This is a genomic window from Actinoplanes italicus (assembly GCF_003001815.1).
Classification (GTDB): Bacteria; Actinomycetota; Actinomycetes; order Mycobacteriales; family Micromonosporaceae; genus Actinoplanes; species Actinoplanes italicus.
Genome location: NZ_PVMZ01000006.1, coordinates 302092 through 321941 on the forward strand (window position 1 = coordinate 302092; position 19850 = coordinate 321941).

Annotated in this window: 21 protein-coding genes; 5 read left to right on the forward strand and 16 right to left on the reverse strand. The window is 70.5% G+C overall.

What is annotated here, in order from left to right; all coding sequences use genetic code 11:
- The first annotated feature begins 43 nt into the window (after positions 1-43).
- Together CLV67_RS17595 and CLV67_RS17600 are read left to right on the forward strand one after the other, a co-directional pair.
- Complete coding sequence (locus tag CLV67_RS17595) at positions 44-994, forward strand: pseudouridine-5'-phosphate glycosidase (protein ID WP_106319602.1); 951 nt, start codon at positions 44-46, stop codon at positions 992-994.
- Positions 991-1872, forward strand: a complete 882-nt coding sequence (locus tag CLV67_RS17600) for a carbohydrate kinase family protein (RefSeq protein ID WP_106319604.1) — start codon at positions 991-993, stop codon at positions 1870-1872. The genes CLV67_RS17595 and CLV67_RS17600 overlap by 4 nt, the downstream gene beginning before the upstream one ends.
- On the opposite strand, the gene CLV67_RS17605 is transcribed toward CLV67_RS17600, so the two are convergent.
- The 14 genes from CLV67_RS17605 to CLV67_RS17670 all read right to left on the reverse strand — a co-directional run bounded on the left by CLV67_RS17605 (position 1810) and on the right by CLV67_RS17670 (position 14270).
- Entirely contained in the window at positions 1810-2238 is a 429-nt protein-coding gene (locus CLV67_RS17605) for a DUF3099 domain-containing protein (protein WP_106319606.1), read from the reverse strand. The genes CLV67_RS17600 and CLV67_RS17605 overlap by 63 nt on opposite strands.
- Positions 2239-2305: 67 nt before the next feature.
- Positions 2306-2884 carry an HhH-GPD-type base excision DNA repair protein gene (locus CLV67_RS17610; RefSeq protein WP_106319608.1) on the reverse strand — a complete coding sequence of 193 codons (579 nt, stop codon included), beginning with the start codon at positions 2882-2884 and terminating at the stop codon, positions 2306-2308.
- Positions 2881-3411 carry a GAF domain-containing protein gene (locus CLV67_RS17615; protein ID WP_106319610.1) on the reverse strand — a complete coding sequence of 177 codons (531 nt, stop codon included), beginning with the start codon at positions 3409-3411 and terminating at the stop codon, positions 2881-2883. Before CLV67_RS17615 ends, CLV67_RS17610 begins: the two co-directional genes overlap by 4 nt.
- The gene (locus CLV67_RS17620) at positions 3408-3680 is read right to left on the reverse strand and encodes a hypothetical protein (protein WP_106319612.1); all 273 of its coding nucleotides are present in this window, start codon (positions 3678-3680) and stop codon (positions 3408-3410) included. Before CLV67_RS17620 ends, CLV67_RS17615 begins: the two co-directional genes overlap by 4 nt.
- Positions 3681-3713: 33 nt before the next feature.
- Positions 3714-4760: a methyl-accepting chemotaxis protein gene (locus CLV67_RS17625; RefSeq protein ID WP_106319614.1), complete on the reverse strand. Its 1047-nt coding sequence runs from the start codon at positions 4758-4760 to the stop codon at positions 3714-3716.
- A 28-nt stretch (positions 4761-4788) separates the two neighbouring features.
- A complete protein-coding gene (locus CLV67_RS17630) occupies positions 4789-5160 on the reverse strand; it encodes a response regulator (protein WP_106319616.1) in 372 nt (123 codons plus the stop codon).
- Positions 5157-5432, reverse strand: coding sequence for a hypothetical protein (locus tag CLV67_RS17635; protein WP_239165955.1), 276 nt, complete (start codon positions 5430-5432; stop codon positions 5157-5159). The genes CLV67_RS17630 and CLV67_RS17635 overlap by 4 nt, the downstream gene beginning before the upstream one ends.
- Positions 5413-7773 carry a chemotaxis protein CheA gene (locus CLV67_RS17640; RefSeq protein WP_106319618.1) on the reverse strand — a complete coding sequence of 787 codons (2361 nt, stop codon included), beginning with the start codon at positions 7771-7773 and terminating at the stop codon, positions 5413-5415. Before CLV67_RS17640 ends, CLV67_RS17635 begins: the two co-directional genes overlap by 20 nt.
- Complete coding sequence (locus CLV67_RS17645) at positions 7770-8165, reverse strand: response regulator (RefSeq protein ID WP_106319620.1); 396 nt, start codon at positions 8163-8165, stop codon at positions 7770-7772. The genes CLV67_RS17640 and CLV67_RS17645 overlap by 4 nt, the downstream gene beginning before the upstream one ends.
- Positions 8165-9031, reverse strand: a complete 867-nt coding sequence (locus CLV67_RS17650) for a CheR family methyltransferase (RefSeq protein WP_106319622.1) — start codon at positions 9029-9031, stop codon at positions 8165-8167. The genes CLV67_RS17645 and CLV67_RS17650 overlap by 1 nt, the downstream gene beginning before the upstream one ends.
- Complete coding sequence (locus CLV67_RS17655; RefSeq protein ID WP_106319624.1) at positions 9028-9654, reverse strand: HEAT repeat domain-containing protein; 627 nt, start codon at positions 9652-9654, stop codon at positions 9028-9030. Before CLV67_RS17655 ends, CLV67_RS17650 begins: the two co-directional genes overlap by 4 nt.
- A gap of 25 nt (positions 9655-9679) precedes the next feature.
- On the reverse strand, positions 9680-10741 hold the full coding sequence (gene cheB / locus CLV67_RS17660) for a chemotaxis-specific protein-glutamate methyltransferase CheB (protein WP_106319626.1): 1062 nt from the start codon (positions 10739-10741) through the stop codon (positions 9680-9682).
- 12 nt (positions 10742-10753) lie between these two features.
- Positions 10754-12313, reverse strand: a complete 1560-nt coding sequence (locus CLV67_RS17665; RefSeq protein ID WP_106319628.1) for a chemotaxis protein CheW — start codon at positions 12311-12313, stop codon at positions 10754-10756.
- A gap of 16 nt (positions 12314-12329) precedes the next feature.
- The gene (locus CLV67_RS17670) at positions 12330-14270 is read right to left on the reverse strand and encodes a methyl-accepting chemotaxis protein (protein ID WP_106319630.1); all 1941 of its coding nucleotides are present in this window, start codon (positions 14268-14270) and stop codon (positions 12330-12332) included.
- A 251-nt stretch (positions 14271-14521) separates the two neighbouring features.
- Here CLV67_RS17670 and CLV67_RS17675 point away from each other — a divergent pair, with 251 nt between their 5' ends.
- Together CLV67_RS17675 and dtd are read left to right on the forward strand one after the other, a co-directional pair.
- Positions 14522-14743 carry a hypothetical protein gene (locus CLV67_RS17675; protein ID WP_203736848.1) on the forward strand — a complete coding sequence of 74 codons (222 nt, stop codon included), beginning with the start codon at positions 14522-14524 and terminating at the stop codon, positions 14741-14743.
- A 16-nt stretch (positions 14744-14759) separates the two neighbouring features.
- On the forward strand, positions 14760-15179 hold the full coding sequence (dtd, locus tag CLV67_RS17680) for a D-aminoacyl-tRNA deacylase (protein WP_106319632.1): 420 nt from the start codon (positions 14760-14762) through the stop codon (positions 15177-15179).
- 4 nt (positions 15180-15183) lie between these two features.
- Here dtd and CLV67_RS17685 read toward each other — a convergent pair whose 3' ends face one another.
- Positions 15184-15972: a sporulation protein gene (locus CLV67_RS17685; protein WP_106319634.1), complete on the reverse strand. Its 789-nt coding sequence runs from the start codon at positions 15970-15972 to the stop codon at positions 15184-15186.
- A gap of 269 nt (positions 15973-16241) precedes the next feature.
- Here CLV67_RS17685 and sigB point away from each other — a divergent pair, with 269 nt between their 5' ends.
- Positions 16242-17195 (forward strand): RNA polymerase sigma factor SigB, encoded by a 954-nt coding sequence (gene sigB, locus CLV67_RS17690; RefSeq protein ID WP_106319877.1) that lies wholly within the window; start codon positions 16242-16244, stop codon positions 17193-17195.
- A 96-nt stretch (positions 17196-17291) separates the two neighbouring features.
- Here sigB and CLV67_RS17695 read toward each other — a convergent pair whose 3' ends face one another.
- On the reverse strand, positions 17292-19847 hold the full coding sequence (locus tag CLV67_RS17695) for a bifunctional acetate--CoA ligase family protein/GNAT family N-acetyltransferase (protein ID WP_106319636.1): 2556 nt from the start codon (positions 19845-19847) through the stop codon (positions 17292-17294).
- Positions 19848-19850: the final 3 nt, after the last annotated feature.

A 19850-nucleotide genomic window follows, 5' to 3' on the forward strand; every position in this document is an offset into this window, starting at 1 on the left:
GTCCAACGACAACGCAGCCGGTGAGCGCCGTAGCGTAGATCCCGTGACTGACTTCGCGATTCGATACGGCGAGCATGTGCTTCGTGCCCGCCGGGACGGCCGGCCGGTGGTGGCCCTGGAGAGCACGATCATCTCGCACGGGCTGCCGCACCCCGACAACATCCGGGTGGCGGGCGAGATCGAGCAGGCCGTCCGGGACAACGGTGCGGTCCCGGCCACGATCGGCATGATCGACGGCGAGGTGATCGTCGGGCTGGAGGACGCCCAGGTCCAGCGGCTGGCGTCCGCCGAGGCGGTGGCCAAGCTCTCGATCCGGGACCTGGCGATCGCGGCGGCCCGGCGCGCCGACGGGGCGACCACGGTCGCCGCCACCAGCGCCATCGCGGCAGCCGCGGGCATCGGCGTGTTCGCCACCGGCGGGCTGGGCGGCGTGCACCGCGAGGCGAACGTCACATACGACGAGTCGGCCGACCTGACCGCGCTGGCCCGGACGCCGATCGTGGTGGTCTGCGCCGGGGTGAAGTCGATCCTGGACGTCGGCGCCACCCTGGAGCGCCTGGAGACCCTCGGCGTCTCGGTGGCCGGTTACCGTACCCACCGGTTCCCGGGCTTCTTCATCACCGACGGCGGCTTCGACCTCGACTGGCAGCTGGACTCGCCGGAGCAGGTCGCCGACTTCATCCGGGCCCGCGACGACCAGGGTGTCGCCGAGAGCGCGCTGGTGCTGGCCAACCCGCTGCCGGCCGACGAGCAGCTGGACCCGGCGCTGCACGACCGGACCCTGGCCACCGGGCTGAACCTGCTGGCCGAGCAGAACATCAGCGGCAAGGCGGTAACCCCGTTCCTGCTCGGTCACTTCCACTCCAGCACCGAGGGCAGGAGCCTGGCGGTCAACATCCGGATCATCCTGCGCAACGCCGCCCTCGCCGCGAAGATCGCGGTGGCCGCGACCGACGGCTCGGCGGCACCGGTCGGCTTCGCCGTACCGGCATGATCCTCGTCGTCGGCGACCTGGTCACCGACGTCCTGGTCGAGCACGACGGAGAGATCCGGGCCGGCTCGGACACGGACGCGGCGATCCGGGTCGCCGGGGGCGGTCAGGGCGCGAACACGGCGGCCTGGCTGGCCCACGCGGGTCACGAGGTGACCCTGATCGCGGCGGTCGGCGACGACCAGGCCGGCCGGGACCGGGTGGCCGAGCTCACGGCGGCCGGGGTGCGCTGTGCGGTACAGATCCTCCCGGGTGTCGCGACCGGCAGCGTGGTGGTGCTCACGGGGGTGGCCGAGCGCACGATGATCACCGATCGGGGCGCGTCGCTGCTCCTCGATCCCGGCCACGTCACCGCGGCGATCGCCGATGCGCCGGCCGGGAGCCATCTGCACCTCTCCGGCTATCCCCTGCTGCACGCCGGATCCCGTCCGGCGGGCCTGGCGGCCCTCACGGCCGCTTCCTCGAGGGGACTCACGGTGAGCGTCGACGCGGCGTCGGCGGCCCCGTTGCGGGACGCCGGGGCCGGGGCCTTCCTGGATTGGGTACGGGAGACCGACGTGCTCCTGTGCAACGCGGACGAGGCCGACGTGCTGGCCGGTCCGGGCGGTGCGGCCGGGCAGGCGGGCCGGCTGACCGCGCACGTGCGCAACGCCGTGGTCAAGCAGGGCGCCGCCGGGGCGGTGTGGGCCGGCCGGGACGGAAAGGTGTGGTCGGTGGCGGCGCGTGCCGTACCGCTGAAGGATCCGACCGGCGCCGGTGACGCCTTCGCCGCCGGCCTGCTCACCGCATGGTGTTCCGGCGCCGGGCCGGCGGCAGCGTTAGAGGCCGGGAGCGCGCTGGGCGCCGCGGCCGTCTCCCGGATCGGCGCCCGCCCGGCCTAGCTTCGGTTCCTCGACGATCTCGGCGTCGATGGTGATGTAGTCGGGCTCGGGTGCCGGCTGCTCCAGAGACCGGCGCACGTCCTCGCGGGCGGCCGCGTCGGCGGCCCGCTCCTCCTTGCTCTTGGGAGGCCGATCGTTCGCGATCAGCACCGCCATCCACGGCAACAGCACCATGCCGAGGGCACAGAGGCCCAGCCAGAGGGGTAACCACGGCACCTGGGCGCTGATCAGGATCCCGCCGAGGATGAGGCATCCGGCACGGACGCTCATCATCGAGACGTAGCGGATCTGGCGGCTGCGGAGTTGATCGTCCTGGCTGCGAGCGGCGTCGGTGATCAACACCGGACGCTCCGGGTGTTTCTTCACGCGAGGTCTCCGATCGACCCCGTCATCCTCCCACCGGACGGGCCGTCATGCCCACCGGGGCGCGGACTCAGGACTCTTTCGCAGCCTTCGCCTCAGCCTTGACCTGCTTCTTGTACGCCCGGACCCGCCCCAGGGACTCGGCGTCGACGATGTCGGCCACCGACCTGTAGGAGCCCTCCTCGCCGTAGCCGCCGGCCGCCTCACGCCAGCCGTCCGGCCGGACGTCGTAGAGCTTGCCGAGCAGCGCCACGAAGATCTGCGCCTTCTGCTTGCCGAACCCGGGCAGCGCGAAGATCCGCTTGTAGAGCTCGGCGCCGTTCGCCACGCCACGCCACAGGCCCGCGGCGTCACCGTCGTACTCGTCGGCGATCACCCGGCAGACCTCCTGCACCCGGGCCGCCATCGCCTTCGGGAAGCGGTGCAGCGCCGGCGGCTCCGAGAAGATCGCGACCAGCGCCTCGGGGTCGAACTCGGCGAGCTCGACGGCGGTGGGCTCGTGGCCGAGCCGCTGCGCCAGCACCCACGGCGACGTGAACGCCTTCTCGAGCGTGATCTGCTGGTCCAGCACGATGCCGAGGGTCACGGCGAGCGGGTCCCGGTTGAGCAGGTCGTTGGCTTCGGCGGGCACCGGCAGGGAGAACGTCACGGCTCCATGATGTCAGGCTCGGCCCGGGCTTCGATGCGGCGGACCGCCTCGTCCGCGAGATCCTGCAGAACGCACAGCTGGCCTTCGCCGAACTCGCGGGGCCGTACGTCCAGGCCGCAGAGCCCGCCGACCACGTGCCCGTTGCTCATGATCAGCGGAGCCGCGATGTAGGACCGCACGCCCTCGACCGTGACCAGCGGATTCTCCCGATGGTCCGGCTCGGTGGCGAAGTCACCGACGAACCAGCCCGCGCGGGACCTCAGCATCGGCAGGCAGAACGCCCACTCGATGGGAGTACCGCCCGCCTCGCCGATCCACGCCGGGATCGGGCCGACCCCGGCGAGGAAGACCTGCGCGCCGTCGAGCAGGACGCTGATCACGGCGAACGGCGTGTCCATCCGGTCCGTGACGGATTCCACGATCTCGGTGAGGTACGGCCGCTCGATCTGCAGATCCACCCCGGCACGGGCGAGGGCGAGGAGCCGCCGCCGATCGGACAGCTCCGGGTAGTAGGTGCCAAGCGTCACGCTCTGACCGTCCGCGCCAGAGCCTCGTAGGTGATGATCCGGACCTTGAGGGAGCGCCCGGCCACCCGGCTCAGCTCGCCCACCTCCATGACGTGTTCGGCGACCCGGCGCAGCTCGGCCGAGGTGCTGACCGGCCGACGCAGGCCGAGCGCCTGCACCGACAGGTTCCACAGGCCCTCGGCCATCTGCGGGCCGACGAGGTCCGCGAGGGCCTTCACGGCGTCCTGCTCGGTCGGCCGATCGTGGCCGTGATTCTCGACGCGGGCCATGGGCTGTGCCTCTCGCTGGATTCGCAACGACGGTCAGAACAGTTCGATGAGGGGTTCGGCGTCCGCGTGGGCGGGGCCACCCGTCTGCGCGGCGTGGGTGCTCCGCTGCCGGGACATCACGTGTTTGGCGCGGAGAGCCTCCACGCTGATCACCCGTGACATGAGTTCCTCCTCGGTGAGGCCGCCGCGGGCGTACGCCACGACGTCCTCCGACTGCCGGCGGACGTCGACGACCGCCTCCGCCACGTGCTCCAGCATCTGCCGGGTGATGTCCTGGAACTGGACGTGCCCGACGGCGCCGGTCGTCTCCGTGGTCAGCGCGGCCGAACTGCGCTGCACCTGGTCCGCGGCGTTCACGGTGTCCTTGAGGATGCCGGCGACCAGCTCCGACATCTCCCGTTGAGCGTTCGCGATGCCGCCGAGCCGGCGGGTCATCGCCGTCTCCTCGTTCGTCTGCGGGATCTCCTGCTCCCGGTCGAACTGGCTGTCGTCGGAGAGGACCGCGTCCAGCCTGGCGGTCAGGTCGCCGATGCTCGAACCGATGCCGTGCGCGGCCTCGGCCGACCGGTGGGCCAGCTTGCGGACCTCGTCGGCGACGACGGAGAAGCCCTCGCCCGCCTCACCGGCCCGGACCGCCTCGATCATCGCGTTCAACGCGAGGATGTTGGTGGCCCGGCTGACCTCCTCGATCTGCTTGACGTGCTGGTCGAGCTCCCGCATCTGATCGACCAGCGCCCGGATCTGTTGGTCACGGTGCAGGAAGTACGAGATGAGGCGGCCCACCAGCTGGTCGTTGCTGGAACTGACCTGGCTCAGCTCGGTCTCGGTCCGGCCGAGGGTGCCGGCGAGCTGCGCCACGTCGCCGGCCATCACCTCCGCCAGGGAGTCCACCTTCACCAGCTGCTGGATGATCGCGGTCGCGGCCTCATCGGTCTGCGCGATGACGTCGTGGACGTGGCCGTCGACCACGTCGCAGTACGCGGGAACCGGATCCAGGGCGGTGGCCACGGCGTCCGGGCGCACGGACTGTTCCTCCGGCGCGGCCGTCGCCGGCGAGAGTCTGCGAAGAAGACTTGGCATGGAGACCTCCGTTTCGCCGGTCTGGGGCTCAGGCCCCGGGCAGAACCTGCTTGATCACACCGAGGAGCTGGTCCGGGCCGACCGGCTTGACCAGCCAGCCGGTGGCCCCGGCAGCCTTCGCCTCGGCGCGCTTGGTCGCCTCCGACTCGGTGGTCAGCATGAGGATCGGGGTGAAACGCATACCGGGGGCCTTGCGGGCCTCGCGGGCGAACGTGATCCCGTCCATCTGCGGCATGTTCACGTCGCTGATGATCAGGTTCGGCTTGACGCCCTTGCCGAGCTTGTCGAGCGCCTCCTTGCCGTGGCCGGCGGTCTCCACGGCGTAACCCGCCTTGGTCAGGATGGCCTTCAGGCTCATGAGCATGGTGGCGGAGTCGTCGACGAGCATCACAGTGGTCATGGAGGATCGCTTCCCTGCTTGTTGGCTGGGCCGCTGCTCCCGGTGAGCAGCGGCAGCACCTGAGCCGCCAGGAAGGCGTCATTCGGTGCTGAAGAAATCTTCGGACGGAAAAGAAGCAGGGCCTGGAGTGCGCCGGTGTGCAGATGGTTGCAACGGCGCAGGGAGACCTTCGGCCGCTTGGCCGCACGCAGCCAGCCGGCCAGCTGTTCGACCTCGTCGACGGTCACCACACCGACCAGGTTCGCGGTCTCGTCATGCAACTCGAGCGGCAAGGCCGAGCACCTCCTTCATGTTGAGCACCAGCAGGACCAGGCCGTCGCCGAGCAGCGCCGTGCCGGAGAACTCGTCGGCGTACGCGAGCAGGCCCTCCATCGGCTTCAGGATCACGTCGACCTCGCGGTGGAACTGCTCGACCAGCAGGCCCACGCGCTGGTTGTTCACGCTGACCACCAGGATCGGGCGGTCGGCGCCCTCGGCGAGGGTGGACGGCATGTCCAGGGCACGGGCCAGGTCGATGACCGGCACCACCTCGCCGCGCATCATCACCACCTCCTGGTGCAGCACCCGGCTCATCTCGCCGGCCGGGACGCGTACCGTCTCGACCACCAGGTCCACCGGGATGCCGAACCGCTGTCCACCGACGCTGAACACCATCACCTGGGTGACCGCCATCGACAGCGGGAGCCGTAGCCGGGTGGACGTGCCGTGACCGAACTTGGAACGCATGGTCACGGTGCCGCCGAGCTTCTCCACGCTGGCCCGGACGGCGTCCATGCCGACTCCCCGCCCCGACAGATCCGAAACCTGGTCGGCGGTCGAGAAGCCGGGGCGGAACACCAGGTCGACCGCCTCGGTCTCGGTCAGCGTCTCGAGCTCTTCCTCGGAGATCAGACCTTTCTCGTACGCCTTGCGCTTGACCCTTTCCGGGTCGACACCCCGCCCGTCGTCCGACACCTCCACGATCACCGCGTCGCCGTCGGCCACCGCCGCGAGAGTCAGCTTGGCCGCCGCGTGCTTGCCGGCCGCGATCCGCTCGTCGGACGTCTCGATGCCGTGGTCGAGGCTGTTGCGCACCAGGTGCACCAGCGGGTCGCCGAGCGCTTCGATGACGTCCTTGTCGGCCATCGTGTCCTCGCCCTCGGTGACCAGCTCGATGGTCTTGCCGAGCCGCCGGCTGAGGTCCCGGACCAGCCGGGGGAACCGGCCGAACGCCACCGACAGCGGCAGCATCCGGACGTCCATCACGGCCGCCTGCAGTTCCTCGGCGATCCGGTGCAGACCGGCGTACTGGTCCTTGATCCGACGACTGAGCACCCGGCTGCCGAACTCCTCCTCGGCGGCGTCGGCGAGGAAGGTCAGGCCGTTCTTCGCCACGTTCAGCTCGCCGACCAACTCCATGAGCCGGTCCACCTTCTCCTGGTCGACCTTGAGTACCCGGGTACCGACCTGGCCGCCCGGGTCGTCGGCCCGCCCGACCGGTTCCTTCTCCTCGTGCGGCGCGACCGCCTGGGTCTGGAGCTGGGCCGGAATCGGAGCGACGGGTGCCGGCGCGGCCTCACCGGCGAGCCGGACCACCGTAGCGATCAGCTCGTCCGGGGAGGACTCGGCCACATCCACCGGCACGCCCAGCGCCCACGCCGCCGCGGCGACCGCGTGCCGTACCGACCGGAGCCGGGCGCCCTCGGCCACCGCGCCCTCGAGCGTCAGCGCCCGGTGTGCGGCCTGCAGCACGGCACGGGCGTCGGCGGACACCTCGGAGTCGATCACCGCGGTCACCACGACCGAGACCGCCTCCTCGGCCCTGAGCGGTGGCTCGCCGCTGAGGTGCCGGGTGATCGCGTCCGAGTCCAGCTCGACGATCTCGATCTGGTCCGGTACGTAGCGGAACAGATGGTTCAGCTCACCCATCGCGGCGCGGGTGACCACGACGAAGGAGAGCATGCAGGTGTACTCGTCGTAGTCCTCCGGGGCGGGCCAGGCCTCCGGCTGCACGACCCCGAGCTTCTCCAGGGCGGGCACCTGCCGGACCAGATGCAGCGGGTCCTCGGCCCGGAAGAAGCAGTCGGTGTCCGGCGTGTACCAGACGAAACGCAGCGTGGAGGACGTGGTGGCGAGCCAGGCGGCCGTCTCGGTCAGCCACTCGGCGTCGAGCCAGGCCAGCCAGTCCGGCGCCACGTCGATCACCGGTGCCGGGACACCCGCGGTCCGGGCGGCGGCCGGTGCCGCCTCACCACCGAGCGGGGCCCGCAGCTTGGTGATCAGGCCGGCCGCGTCGGTGCCGGCGCTGGCGGGAAGCCGTTCGTGTGTCGTGACGTGCGCCAGCCAGCCCCGGATCAGGTCGAACGCCGCCAGCAGGTCGTCGGTCATGCCCGAGTCGAGCGTGAGCCGGCCTCCGCGTACCGCGTCCAGAAGGTCCTCGGCGGCATGGGTGAGCCGGGTCAGCTCAGGGAAGTCGAACAGGCCGGACGAGCCCTTGAACGTGTGCGCGGCCCGGAACACCTCGTTCACGAGCTCCGGATCGCCGGGCACCCGCTCCAGCTGGAGCAGCCCCTCGTCGACCTGGGCCAGCAGGTCGTTCGCCTCGGCGAGGAACTGGGCGAGCAGTGGGTTCATGCCGCCACCTCCGCTGTCAGCATGGTCGCCACCCGTACGAGCCGATCGCCGTTGACCGGTTTGACGAGGTAGAGATTCGCCCCTGCCAGGTACGCCCGGTCGGCGTCGCCGGGCCGGTCCTCGGTGCTGATCATCACGACCGGGGCAGCGCTGCCGACGTTCTCCGAGCGGAGGGCCTCGACGCAGGCGTAGCCGTTCATCTTCGGCATGTTGACGTCGACCACGAACAGGTCGAAATCGGTGACGAGCGCCGCCTCGACGGCCTCCAGTCCGTTCGCCGCCTCGCTCACCTCGAAGCCGGCGCCGGTGAGCAGGCTGGAGTGATAGAGCCGCACGGTGGCGGCGTCGTCGACGACGAGCACCCGGGCTCTGGTCGCAGTGTCCGAGGTCATCACTTGCCTCCGGTCGGTCGCTGGTACACGAGGCCCTCCGGCAGGCGGGTCGGCGTGAAGATCGGCGAGATCCGGCTCATCGACTCGGAGTGGCCGAGGAACAGGTAACCGCCGGGGCGGAGGGCGCCGTACAGGTTCTCCGCCGCCCGGCGGCTGGACAGCTCGTCGAAGTAGATGAGCACGTTGCGGCAGAAGATCACGTCGAAGTCGCGGAACGCCCGCATGGCGGGGGTGTCGCAGATGTTGATCCGGTGCAGGGTCACCGCGCTGCGGATGCCCTCGTCCACCTGGTAACGCCCGGCGCCGACCGACACGAAGTACTTGTTGAGCCACGGCTTGGGCACCCGCTGCAGGGATCGATCGCCATAACTGGCGTGTGCGGCCTTGGCGAGGACGTCGCTGTCGATGTCACCCCCGTGGATCTCCACGTCCACGTGGTCGATCTGGTCCCATTCCTCGAGAAGACGCAGGGCGATCGAGTACGGCTCCTCGCCGGTCGAGCACGGCAGGGAGAGGATCTTCACCGGCCCGACGATCCGGCCCGGACCGCCGCGGGCCGCCAGCACGTCCGGCAGCACCGTGCTGAGCATCGCGTCGAACTGGTAGTCCTCGCGCAGGAAGTAGGTCTCGTTGACGGTGAGCTGGTTGATCAGCTCCTGCATCATCTCGCCCTTGTCGTTCGTCCGGAGTGCGGCGAACCAGGACGCGAACGTGTCGTAGCGGGAGTTGCGGATGCACGTGTCGATCCGCTTGTCCACGAAGTACCGCTTGCCCGACGTGAAGTGGATGCCGGTGCGCTTGTAGAAGTACTCGCAGAACCGCGCGAAGTCCGCATCGGACAGCCCGGTCGCGGCGGCCGGCGTCATTGAACCGTTCCGGTCAGACGGGGCAACGCCGCCTGCACCGTGAATCGCAGGAAGGGGTCGTCCGGGAACCGCAGCACCGCGTCCTGGAGCACCGGGGCGTCCTCCGGGGTGGCCGATGGCAGCAGGGCGTCGATGGCGCCGGTCACCACGTTCGGATGCGGGTCCTCACAGATCATCCGGAGCAGCCAGGTACGCGCCTCGGGATGCGGCAGGTCGGCCAGGACCATGGCGGTCATCACCCGTACGTCGTGATCGGGAGCCGCCAGCAGGCTCGGCAGCACGTCCGGCACCGACCTCGGCATGGTGGCCAGGGCGGCGGCCGCCGCGGTGCGCAGCCCTGCCTCGTCGCTGGCCAGGTGGACCGCCAGTCCTCCGGCCACCTCGTCGGTGTCGTGCGCGGCCAGCGTGGTGAGGATCGACTCGAGCACGCGCGGCTCCTCCTCGACGCCGACCCGGGCGAGCAGCGCCGGCACCGCCTCGACCACGCCGCCCAGCCCGAGCGCCGCCTCCCGCCGCTCGTCCGCGTCGGGATCGCCCAGCCTGCCCAGCAGCTCCTCTACCGAGGGCTTCTCCGGCGCCACTTCCTCGGGTTCCTGCGGCGCCTGCTTACGGACGAGTCCCATGGTGCTCAACCTCTCCTTCGAGGAGTCAGCGGACCCAGTCGGCCAGCCGGTCGGCGATCTCGTACGAGGGCAGCACGACGGTGGCCCCGCCGCGACGGGCCAGTTCGCCGGGCATGCCCCACACCACCGCCGTCTCCTCGGACTCGGCGATGGTCCGGCCGCCGCCCTCCTTGACCGCGGCCATCTCGGTGGCCCCGTCGTCGCCCATGCCGGTGAGCAGCGCGCACACCAGCCGTTCCGGATCGATGTATCGGCGGGCCGAGGCAACCAGACGGTCCACGCTCGGATGCCAGCGGTACTCGGCGGCGGCCGGCACGCTCTTCACGATCAGGCCGTCGGTACGCCGCGCGACCACCACGTCGGCGTTGCCCCGGCCGATGTAGATGTTCCCCCGCTTGACGGTCATGATCCGGTCCACCTCGTGCACCCGCAGCGCGCAGCTCTCGTCGAGGCGCCGGGACAGCGCGCCGGTGAACGAGGCCGGGATGTGCTGCGCCACGATCACGGGCGCGCCCAGCGTGGCGGGCAGCTGCGGGAGCAGGTCGGACAGCAGGGCCGGTCCGCCGGTGGACGATCCGATCAGGAGCAGGTCGACGGCCCCGACCGCGCTGATGTCGCGTTTCGGCGGTGTGGCCGCCACCCGCTGGGACTGCGCCTTGAGCCGGGCGCTCAGCCCGCCGGCCCGCTTCAGCTTCGCCGCCGAGGCACTGCGGACCTTGTTGATCAGCTCCTTGGAGACGTCGTCGATGTTCAGCGACACCGTGCCGCCCGGCTTCGGCACGTAGTCCACCGCACCGAGCTCCAGCGCCTCCAGGGTGACCAGGGCGTTGTGCTCGGTCAGTGAGGAGACCATCACGACCGGGGTGGGCTGCTCCTCCATGATCTTCACGAGGCAGGTCAGCCCGTCCATCTCCGGCATGTTGATGTCCAGGGTGATCACGTCCGGCTGGAGGCGACCGATCTGTTCCAGGGCGTCGACCCCGTTGCGCGCGGTGTGCACCTCGAAGTCGCCGGCGTCGGCGAGGATGCCCTTGATGGCCCGTCGCATCAGCGCGGAGTCGTCGACCACGAGTACGGAGGTAGGCACCGCGAACTCCGATCAGACCCCGACGAGCGCCTCGTCGGCGACCGTCACGCACAGTTCCGCGGCCTCCTCGGCCTGGCCCGCGGCTAGCAGCTGGTCCACCTGGACGAGCAGGAGCATCCGCTGCTGGTCCGGCAGGTTCGCCACCCGGGACACCACCCGGGCCTGCTCCGCCGAGAGCTCCGGCGCCGGCTCCAGCACGTTGCGGCCGACCCGGGCCACCTCGGCCACCGAGTCCACGATGAAGCCGGTCCGCACCCCGCCGATGATCAGCACCACGATGCGCTGCCGCTCGTCGCGTTCGGTGCGCCCCAGCCCGAGCCGGGTCCGCAGGTCCACCACCGGCAGCACCGTCCCGCGCAGGTTTACCAGGCCCTCCACGAAGTCGTACGACTTCGGCACCCGGATCAGTGCCTCCGGCACCCGGATGATCTCCTGCACCGCGTCGACATCGACCGCGTACTCCTCGTCGTCCAGGCGGAAGACCACGAAGAGCTCCTCGTCGCCCCGCCCGTCGTCGGCGCTTTCAATGCGTTCGTCGGCCATCTCCAGCTCGTCCTCCCGCCGGTAGTCGGCGATCTCGTCACGTACCTCGGGCGAGTCGAACATCCGGTTCACGCTCAGCACCGAGACCAGCCGCTTGCCGTCCTCCAGGCGGCACACCGACTCCACCTCGGTGCTGCGCCCCTCCCCGGTCACCACCGTGGGCAGCGGGGCGACCAGCTGGTGCGGCACCCGCAAGACCTCGCGCACGGTGTCCATCACGACGCCGACCACGCCGCCGTCGATGGAGACCACGACGATCCGGTTCTGCGGCTCCAACGGGGTCACCGGCAGTCCGAAGACCCGGCGCATGCTCACCACCGGCAGCAGCCGGCCGCGCAGGTCGATCACACCGAGCACCCGGCTACCCGCGTTCGGCACGTGACTCACCGACTCGGGAGCCTGCACGATCTCCTGCACCTGGTCGATCGGCAGGGCGTACTCCTGACCCTCGACCGCGAAACTGACCAGCTCCAGCGTGTCGTCGAGATCGGCGTCGGCATCGCTCTCGGCGGACACCTGGGACACCGCCGAGGCGTCCCGCCCCCGCTTCTCCGACGCGAGCCGGCTGAACTGGCTGCCGATCAGCCGGTCCACGTCCAGGACGGTGGTCATCTCGCCACCGCCGGACTTGATCACGCCGACCAGCACGTCGGAGTTGACCGTCGACTGCACCGCCTCGGCCGACTCCACCTGGTTCGGATCGATGCTGATCACACTGGACACCCGGTCGACGACGAAGCCGAGCGGCACTCCCCCGTCCACGATTATCACCCGGGTGGTCTCGTCGTGCCCGGTCTGGTCCATCTGGCAGCACCGCCGCAGGCTGACCACCGGCAGCACCCGTCCGCGCAGGTTGGCCAGGCCCTCCAACGAGGGCGGCCCGAGCGGCACCTTCACCACGGCCGGCATCCGGATGATCTCCTGGACCCGCTGCATCGGGAAGGCGTACCGCTCCCCCGCCATGTCGAAGGTGACGAAATCGCTGTTCTCGTCGAACTCCTCGTCGGCGAGATCGGTGTCCGCGTCCATGTCGCTCCCGTCCCGCTCAGGCGTTGTTCTGCAGCTCGTCGGCGAGCGCGGCGATCTCCTCGACCGCCGCCGCGAGCTCCTCCGCCCCCTGGGCCTGTTCCCGGGCCGCCGACGAGGCCTGCCCGGCCAGTTGTTCGGCCTCGTTCGCGGACGATGAGATCTGCTCGAGCCCGACCTTGACCTCGCCGAGCGTGTTAGCGATCGCCAGCGCTGACTCGCGGACCTCCTCGTTGCCGCCCCGGACCTGCTGCATGTCGCGCTCGATCTCCTCGAGGCGGGCGGTGGTGGCCTTGGCCGACTCCACCTCGGCCAGTGACAACCGGCTGGTCTCCTCGAGGTCGGCACGGACCTCGACGATCCGGTCCTGCACCGACTTGACCAGGTCCTTGATCCGGTCGGCGTTGTCGGCCGAGTCCCGAGCAAGATTGCGGATGTCGGTGGAGACCACGGCGAAGCCCTTGCCGAACTCACCGGCCCGGGCCGACTCGACCGACCCGTTCACCGCCAGCATGTTGGTCTGGATCGAGACGTTCGCGATCGCGTCCACGATCTTGTCGATCCGGCGGGAGATCTGCTCCAGCTCACTGACCTTGCGGACGTTCTCGGTACCCTCTCGGGCGGCCTTGCCGATCGCCTCGATCATCGAGTCGACGGCCTGCTTGTTGGAGGCCAGCAGCTCGAGGATCACATCGGAACGCTCCACCGCGGACCCGCCCCGGTCGGACGAGAGCTGAGCGCCCTGCTCGATCTGGCTCACCGCCTCGGCCGTCTGCTGGCCCTTCTCGGCGGCCGTACGAGCGCCGGCGTTGATCTCGTTGATCGCGACGTTGATCTGCGTCGCGGCCCGGTTGATCTCCTCCACCGCGGCGGACAGCTCCTCGGCCGCGGAGGCCACCTCCTCGGCACTCTTGGCGATGTCAGTGCTGCTGCGCAGCGTCTCGGAGACCTCGGCCAGCGCCTCAGCGGCCTGCTCGCTCTGCCGCAGGGCCTGGGTCTGCTGGGCGACCGTCTGCAGGGACTCCTCGCATGCGGCGGACTGCTGCTCGGCCGCCGCGGCGATCTCCTCGGACCGCTGCTTGGCGCTGCCGGCCGCCTTCTTGGCCTGCTCCGCAACGGCGGCCATCTCCGTCGCCCCGGCCATGATCGTGCCCATGTCGGCACGGATCGTCTCCAGCTGCGAGGTGATCGTCTTGCCCTTCTCCACCTCGCCTCGAGCCGCCTCGGCGGAGGCCTGCACCGCGCCGGCGATCTCGGTGACGCTGTTGCGTACCTCGTCGATCAGGTCGCGGATCTGCCGGGCGCTGCGTTCGCTGGTCTCGGCGAGCGTGCGGACCTCGTCGGCGACCACGGCGAAGCCTTTGCCGTGCTGCCGGGCCCGGGCCGCCTCGATAGCGGCGTTCAGAGCGAGCAGGTTGGTCTGGTCGGCGATGTGCGCGACCGTTTTGACGATCTCGCCGATCTCGTCGGCCTGCTTCTCCAGCTCGGTGATGGTCGCGACCGACTCGGTCTGCCGGCTCGACGCGCTGTCCACGTTCGCCAGGAGGTTGCTGATCCCGTTGCGGGTCTCGTTGAGCAGGTTCTGCAGTTGCTGGCTCAGGTCGGCGACCTGGCGAGTGGTCTGCCCCTGGGCGCCGACTCGCTCCTCGATCTGGTTCATCGCGGCCAGGCTCTGCTGGGTCGCGCCCGACGCCTCCTCGGCTCCGGCCGCGATCTGCTGCATCGCCTCGGACAATTGCCGGGACGCCTCGGCGGCCTCGGCGTTCTGTGCCGAGATCTCGGCGGTGGCCGCGGCGACTCTCTCGGCCGCCTGTTGCTGCTTGGCCACCGAGCGGGCCTGGCGCCGGTTCGCGTCCGGATCACCGCCCCGGGCCGGCTTGGCAGCGGACGGCGCCGGCGCCGGCGGCCGCCCCCGAGAGGTGTCGGTACCGCGCCCGGCGGCGGTGCTGGTGAGGGGCATGGGTGGTCTCCCATCTGGGTCCGGTCGATCCGGCACTCACGAGGGTCGGGTCGCCACGATCGGGGTACGTCGGTCGCTCACCATCGGAGCCCAAACCTTGACGAACCCCCTCCGACCAGGCAAATCCTGGCACCGTCACAAACCTCGCCGACGCGATATCGACGGAGTTCATGGCCGTACGCCGGGGTTTGTCCCGTCGGTGAACGGGCAAAGCGGGGCCGACCATCCCGCACGAACTCCGAAGGTGGACGATGAGCGACCCGCGTACCGAAGGCGAACTGTCGAACACGATTCCCGCCGGAACCGACCCGGAGGAGCTCCGCAACGGCGGGCCCGCCGGCGAGGGAATCCTCACCACCACCGGCGGCACCGCCGGTCCGGCCAGCTTCCCGGACCGGGCGCGCACCGGCCCCGGCGTGGCGAACACCACCACCGGTGACGCCGGCACCGGTGGCCTGAACGTCGAGGAGTGACCCTTATCGTGCACACATGCGTGCACTGGTGCAGACCGTCAGCCGGGCGAGTGTGACCGTCGGCGAGGCGGTCGTCGGCAAGATCGAGGACGGCCTGCTGGTCCTGGTCGGGGTGACCCACGACGACACCCCGGCCAAGGCCGCCGAGCTGGCCCGCAAGACCTGGGAGCTGCGTGTCCTGGACGATCGTTCGGCCGCCGACCTGGGAGCACCCCTGCTCGTGGTCAGCCAGTTCACGCTCTACGGCGACGCACGCAAGGGCCGCCGCCCCAGCTGGAGCGCCGCAGCGCCGGCCGAGGTCGCCGAGCCGCTGATCGAGGAGTACGTGAAAGCGCTGCGCGCCCGGGGAGCGACCGTCGAGACCGGCCGCTTCCGGGCGCACATGCTGGTGGAATCGGTGAACGTCGGACCGTGCACGGTCCTGCTGGAACTCTGACGGTCTAGAAGAACAGACCCCGGCGCTGGGCCGACTGGCGCAGCCACTGGTCGAGCCGGGACACCCAGTCGGTCTGATCCGCGGTCGCGTAGTCGACATCGAAGCTGCCGAACGCGTCGTGGCCCTCGGTGAAGACGCCGCCGCGCTTGTCCAGCTCCAGCACCACCTGCAGTTTCTGCGGCGTGGGCAGGAACGTCAGCTCCAGCTGGTTGATGCCGCTCGCGTACTGCGGGGGCGGGTAGAACTCGATCTCCTGGTAGAACGGCAGGTGCTGCTCGACGCCGTAGATCCGGCCCTGCTCCACGTCCGCCTTGCTGAACCGGAAACCGATCTGGAGCAGCGCGTTCAGGATGCGCTCCTGGGCCGGCAGCGGGTGCACGCTGACGGCGTCCAGGTCGGACTTGTCGACGGCGCGGGCCACCTCCAGCTCGGTCGCCAGACCCATCGTCATGCCGTGCAGGCGCTGGCCGTACAGATCGGTGATGGGGGTCTGCCAGGGCACCTCGAAGCGGAACGGGATGTCGTGGCGAACGCCCGGCTCCAGCCTGAACGAACCGGTCAGGCGCTGCTTGTGGAATTCCTGGTTCGACTGGTACTCGCTGTCGCCGCTCTCCACCTCGACCCGCGTCTGCAGGGCGACGGCGACATACTCGATGTCGGTCGCGTGATCGCCGCCGACCACGTGTACCTGCCCCTCCAGGTAACCACCGGGGTAGGTGTTCGGATTGGTCAGCACCGTGTCGACCGACGGGCCACCGACGCCGAGCGCTTGCATCATTCGCTTGAAGACCACGCTTACTCCTCCTAGGGCCAAGCACATTATCGAGTTGCGGCAAATCTTGACGGTGTTCCGAACGCCCGGGTTGTCGGCTTGACGACGGCAGGGTTCTCCCCGATTCATGCCACCTGGACGCTGGCCTCACCTCCGCTTAACGCGCCTCGGACGAAGCTATGCCTCACCGGCACGGAGCGGCTGGTACGCACGAGACGTTACTCGGGGGAGGGGACTGAAAAGTGGTCCTGAAGATGAAGGCGTCGGAGTCCAAGGCGGTTGAGGACAGCATGACCGACGATGTCGAGGCGCTGGCCGACCTGGACGCCACGGACGAGCGCGGCGTCTCCGCCGACCTGGTCCGCGCGTACCTGAACGGAATCGGGCGCACCCGCCTGCTCACCGCCGTCGAGGAGGTGACGCTCTCCAAGCGCATCGAGGCGGGGCTGTACGCCGAGGAGAAGCTGCGGTCGGCCCCGGCCGACCTGGCGCCTCTGCTGCGCGTCATCGCCGCGGAGGGCAAGTCCGCGAAGAACCACCTGCTCGAGGCGAACCTGCGCCTCGTGGTCAGCATCGCGAAGCGCTACACCGGTCGCGGCATGGCGTTCCTGGACCTGATCCAGGAGGGCAACCTCGGCCTGATCCGCGCGGTCGAGAAGTTCGACTACACCAAGGGCTACAAGTTCTCCACGTACGCCACCTGGTGGATCCGTCAGGCCATCACGCGAGCCATGGCCGACCAGGCCCGCACCATCCGCATCCCGGTGCACATGGTCGAGCAGGTCAACCGGATGGTCCGCTGCCGGCGCGACCTGGCCGCCACTCTCGGCCGCGAGCCGAGCATCGCCGAGATCGCCAAGGCGATGGACGTACCCGAATACCAGGTCATCGAGCTGATCTCGTACGACCGTGAGCCGGTCAGCCTGGACCAGGCGGTCGGCGAGGACGGCGAGAGCGCCCTCGGTGACTTCGTCGCCGCGGTCGACCCGAACGTGCCCGGCGAGGGCCACTCCCAGGGCGAGCTGCGCGGCCAGGTGGAGATCGTGCTCGCCACGCTCAGCGAGCGGGAGTCGGCGGTGATCCGGCTGCGGTTCGGCCTGGACGACGGCCGTCAGCGCACCCTCGACGAGGTGGGCCGCGAGTTCGGTCTCAGCCGCGAGCGGATCCGCCAGATCGAGAAGGTCACCATGCTGAAACTGCGCGACCCGGAGCGGGCCTCCCGCCTCGAGGCCTACGCGGTCTGACACAGCACCGCGGTTGCATGCCCTCCCGGCCCTCGCCTGCGACGTCTGGGGCCCGCTGCGGCTGACTGCCGCTCGGTGCAGTCGGTCATGCTGCTGTCACACGCTTCTCAACCTCCGGGGGCCGGTGTCCGGCCGGGCCCCCGGGTCGCCGAACTCGACCGCGGCGTGCAGCACGGACCAGCCGTCCGGCCGCACCAGTACCGGGTTCAGCGTCAGCGAACGGACCCGCGGGTGCTCGTCGGCGAGCCGGCCCACCCGCAGCAGCAGTTCGACCAGGGCGGCCCGGTCCACCGGGGTGGACCCGCGGTACCCGTGCAGCAGCGGGGCAGCCCGTGGCTCGTCGACGAGTGCCTCGGCGGCGCGGTCGGTGAGCGGCGCGGCCCGCCAGGCCAGATCGCCGAGCAGTTCGCTGGCCACGCCGCCGAGACCGAAACCGATCACCGGGCCGAACGCCGGGTCCTCGACCATCTCGATCGTGCAGGCGACGCCCGGCGGCACCATGGTCTGAACCAGCACGTCCGGGCCGAACGCGGCTGCCAGTTCGCCGTACGCCGCGCGTACGGCCGGCTCGTCGGAGACCGCGAGGCGCACCGCGCCGAGGTCGATCCGATGGCGCAACGCACCGCCCGCCGCTTTGATCACGACCGGAAAGCCCAGCTCGACCGCCGCCGCGACGGCCGCGTCGACATCGCCTGCCTGCACCGACGGCACCACCGGCACGCCGTAGGCGGCGAGCAGGCCGGTCGGCGACTCCGCCACGACGGCAACCTCGGCGGCGGCGGGGTCCACAGCGGACAGCGCCGGCATCACGCCCGGCGGACGACGCAGCCAGTCGGCGTAACCGACCACCCTGGACAGTGCGCGGACCGCCTCCTCGACCGACGGATAGGCGGGCACCCGCGGCGGCACCTGACCGAAGACCATCGTCGCGACGGTCGGTTTCTCACCGGCCAGCGCCACGCTCGCGAGGGCGGCCGTGAAGTCCGCGTCCTCATCGGCGCGCCGGCCCGGCATCGGCGGCGCGAAGACCACCACCAGTGCGTCCACCGAATCGTCGACCGCAGCGTCGGCCAGCGCGTCCGCGAGATCGTGAGCGCCCGCCTCCGGACCGGTGTCCCGCGGATAGCCGTCGGCCACCACGAGACCGGCCGACCGGCAGGCCACCACGGCCAGCTCGGCCAGCGCCGACGAGTTGCCCACCACGGCGACCCGGCGACCGGCCGGCAACGGCTGATGGGCGAGAAGCATGCCGACGTCGAAGAGCTCCTGGACGGTGTCCACCCGGATCACGCCGGACCGCGCGAACAGGGCGGTCACCGCGTGTGCGTCGGGACCGGGCGCGTCGCCCGACAGACCCGGCGGACGGGTCGCGGAGGCCACCGCCACCACCGGCTTGACCCTGCTGATCCGGCGGGCGAGACGGGCGAACTTGCGCGGGTTGCCGAACGTCTCCAGGTACAGCAGCACCACGTCGGTCCCGGGGTCGTCCTGCCAGTACTGCAGGAGGTCGTTGCCGGAGACGTCGGCACGGTTGCCGGCCGACACGAAGCTGGACAGGCCGAGCCCGCGGCGGTCGGCCTCGGCGAGCAGGGCGACCCCGAGAGCGCCGCTCTGACTGAAGAAGCCCACTCGACCGGCCTTCGGCAGGCGTGGAGAGAGGGTCGCGTTCAGGCGTACCGCCGGGTCGGTGTTGGCGATGCCGAAGCTGCCCGGGCCCACCACGCGCAAGCCGGCCGCCCGCGCCGCCTCCACCAGGGCACGCTGCCGCGCGGCGCCCTCGGCGCCGGTCTCGGCGAAGCCGGCCGAGACGACCACCACCCCACCGGCGCCGGCACGTGCGGCGTCCGTCGCGGCTTCCGACACCCGGTCGGCCGGCACGGCGATCAGGGCAAGGTCGATCGGGACACCGGCGTCCGATGCCTTCCGGTACGCCGGAAGCCCGGCCACGCGTTCGGCGGTGGGATGCACGAGCACCACGTCACCGGTGTAGCCGCTGTCGCGCAGGTTGCCGAGCACGTGCGCGCCGATGCCGTGCCCGGTGGCGCTGGCGCCGTAGATCGCGATCCCGCGCGGGGCCAGCAGCCGGGCGATCGACCGTGCCTCGGTCAGGTGCTCACGCGACTCCTGCACCTCGCGCGACTTCTCGGTCGGCTCGATCGGGAAACTCAGGTGCACCACGCCGTCGGCGTAGCGGCGGTGCACCTGGTAACCGGTGTCACCGAAGACGCGCAGCATGCCGTTGTTCTCCGGCAGCACCTCGGCGACGAACCGGGTGATGCCGTTCTCCCGGGCCGCGTCGGCGAGATGCTCCAGCAGCACCGAACCGATCCCCCGGCCCTGCTGGGCGTCCTCGACCACGAACGCGACCTCGGCCTCCGGCGAGTCCGGGCCGAGGCGTTCGTAGCGGCCGACCGAGGTGATCCGGCCGTCGGCCAAGGTCACGAACGCCTCGCGGTCGCGGTGGTCGACGTTGACGAAGCGCTGCAGGTCACGCTCCGGGATGCGCGGATAGGGCGAGAAGTAGCGGAGGTACCGGGTGCGGTCGCTCATCCGCGAGTGGAAGTCCACGATGGCCGGAGCGTCCTCGGGACGGATCCGGCGCAGGTGCACGGCCGTGCCGTCGGAGAGGAGGACGTCCGCGCTGCGCTCCATCGT

Coding starts and splice junctions, on each gene's coding strand:
- CLV67_RS17600 (WP_106319604.1), top strand. CDS start 991: ATGATCCTCGTCGTCGGCGACCTGGTCACCGACGTCCTGGTCGAGCAC.
- CLV67_RS17620 (WP_106319612.1), bottom strand. CDS start 3,680: ATGGCCCGCGTCGAGAATCACGGCCACGATCGGCCGACCGAGCAGGAC.
- CLV67_RS17625 (WP_106319614.1), bottom strand. CDS start 4,760: ATGCCAAGTCTTCTTCGCAGACTCTCGCCGGCGACGGCCGCGCCGGAG.
- CLV67_RS17630 (WP_106319616.1), bottom strand. CDS start 5,160: ATGACCACTGTGATGCTCGTCGACGACTCCGCCACCATGCTCATGAGC.
- CLV67_RS17640 (WP_106319618.1), bottom strand. CDS start 7,773: ATGAACCCACTGCTCGCCCAGTTCCTCGCCGAGGCGAACGACCTGCTG.
- CLV67_RS17645 (WP_106319620.1), bottom strand. CDS start 8,165: ATGACCTCGGACACTGCGACCAGAGCCCGGGTGCTCGTCGTCGACGAC.
- CLV67_RS17650 (WP_106319622.1), bottom strand. CDS start 9,031: ATGACGCCGGCCGCCGCGACCGGGCTGTCCGATGCGGACTTCGCGCGG.
- CLV67_RS17655 (WP_106319624.1), bottom strand. CDS start 9,654: ATGGGACTCGTCCGTAAGCAGGCGCCGCAGGAACCCGAGGAAGTGGCG.
- CLV67_RS17665 (WP_106319628.1), bottom strand. CDS start 12,313: ATGGACGCGGACACCGATCTCGCCGACGAGGAGTTCGACGAGAACAGC.
- CLV67_RS17670 (WP_106319630.1), bottom strand. CDS start 14,270: ATGCCCCTCACCAGCACCGCCGCCGGGCGCGGTACCGACACCTCTCGG.
- CLV67_RS17675 (WP_203736848.1), top strand. CDS start 14,522: ATGAGCGACCCGCGTACCGAAGGCGAACTGTCGAACACGATTCCCGCC.
- dtd (WP_106319632.1), top strand. CDS start 14,760: ATGCGTGCACTGGTGCAGACCGTCAGCCGGGCGAGTGTGACCGTCGGC.
- sigB (WP_106319877.1), top strand. CDS start 16,242: ATGACCGACGATGTCGAGGCGCTGGCCGACCTGGACGCCACGGACGAG.
- CLV67_RS17695 (WP_106319636.1), bottom strand. CDS start 19,847: ATGGAGCGCAGCGCGGACGTCCTCCTCTCCGACGGCACGGCCGTGCAC.